This window comes from uncultured Campylobacter sp., from assembly GCF_938018035.1.
In the GTDB taxonomy this organism is placed as follows: Bacteria; Campylobacterota; Campylobacteria; order Campylobacterales; family Campylobacteraceae; genus Campylobacter_B.
In genome coordinates this window covers 1-1450 of record NZ_CALIJF010000208.1, presented here as the reverse complement: position 1 = coordinate 1450, position 1450 = coordinate 1, and the positions used below count along the sequence as shown (strand labels likewise).

The 1450-nt window shown below is 42.6% G+C and carries 2 protein-coding genes; one reads left to right on the top strand and one right to left on the bottom strand.

The window, feature by feature from the left end; all coding sequences use genetic code 11:
- Nucleotides 1-188 precede the first annotated feature (188 nt).
- Nucleotides 189-968 carry a hypothetical protein gene (locus tag Q0257_RS06400; RefSeq protein WP_298023051.1) on the top strand — a complete coding sequence of 260 codons (780 nt, stop codon included), beginning with the start codon at nt 189-191 and terminating at the stop codon, nt 966-968.
- Between the two features lie 220 nt (nt 969-1188).
- On the opposite strand, the gene Q0257_RS06395 is transcribed toward Q0257_RS06400, so the two are convergent.
- Nucleotides 1189-1450: FAD-dependent oxidoreductase (locus Q0257_RS06395; protein WP_298023049.1), on the bottom strand; the 262-nt coding region annotated here is incomplete at its 5' end.

Genomic DNA, 1450 nt, shown 5'->3' with positions numbered 1-1450 from the left:
GGTTGACCGTTTTCCGGGGGGTTCGATTCCCTCCCTCTCTCGCCGAATTCTTTCATCAAATTTCACCTTTACGATTCCTGGTCTCTAGCGCTTTGCGAATTTATTTCAAATTTTAGCTCTAAATTTATACGTTTTTAAGTAGGGGGGGGGGTAGCATTATTTTCAGAATTTATCTCAAAGGAGCGAAGATGAAATATGTACTAAGCGCTGCGCTTGCGGCGTTGATTTTAACAGGATGCGGCGATGACGATGTAGAGCTTGTCAAAAACTACACCTTGCCAGATTTTAAATCTATGAGTATCGGCGCGGCGATCGAGGGCTCGAAAATCTGCAAAAGTGTCACCTGGAGCAAAGAGGAAAACGGCGGATTAAAGACGGTTAAGATGGTCTGCGACGTGGATATGAAGAAAGTAAAGGTCGATGTAGATGCCTTTAACAAAAAATATAAAGAGGCTACGCTAAACACGTCTTTAAGAGGTGCCGTGCTTTTCTATAAAGATAAATCTGATGATAAACAACAGCGTTTACTTAAATTGGCAAATGAACATTGCAAAATAAATGAGACGAAATTTCAAGAGGAGCTCAAAGACAGAGGCAAAATAGATTACTCATTTCAAAAAAAGCCAGTTGATTGCGACGATAAATTAAAAGATGAAATACTAAAGGATGGTGAACCAAAAACTTCTGCGATTTATATGAGTAATATTATTGATTCATTAGAAGACGTCGCTTATTATTCGCAGCTAACGCCTAGCCAAATAAGGCTACAGCTTGGAAGGGCAGCAGAGCTGCCGCCACAGGCTGCGATCGAATTAAATTTTATCGTGAATGCCGATAAGAGCGTAAGTTTATCAGATAAATTTATAGTGACTAAAGATATAATTGATGATGTTATTAAGATAAGATCGGCATTTAATAATAGAAAAACGGCGGAAGACGCCCTTGCGACTTTCTACGAAAGACAATAAAATTTTATCTGAATTTTTAAAAGACGTTTCGGCTCGGAAGCGTTTCCGCAAAAGACGATAGCATTATTTTGCGGCTCAATTTGACGAAATTTTAAATTTGAGCCGCCTTGCGTCAAAATTTCATTATTTCATTCAAATTTGACGCGGGCTTTTAAATTTAAAAAGCGTGACGGAAGTAGCTTCGCCCGCCGCGCCGTAAAATTTTAGCCCGAATACAAGCTTATTTATCGTGTTCTTGCAGATATGCGATCGCGCTAAGTGCCGCAACCGCGCCGTCGCCTGCCGCGCAGACGACCTGTTTAGGCGCATCCTGTCTCATATCGCCCGCCGCGAACAGCCCGTGTACGCTTGTTTGCATCTTTAAATTTACCGCGACCTGTCCGCCCGGCGTGATGTCGCAAATGAACTTACCATCATCGCCCTTTAGCACCTCGTTTCGCACGTCAAGCCCCACGAATACGAAGATCCCCGGCAGCTGCAGC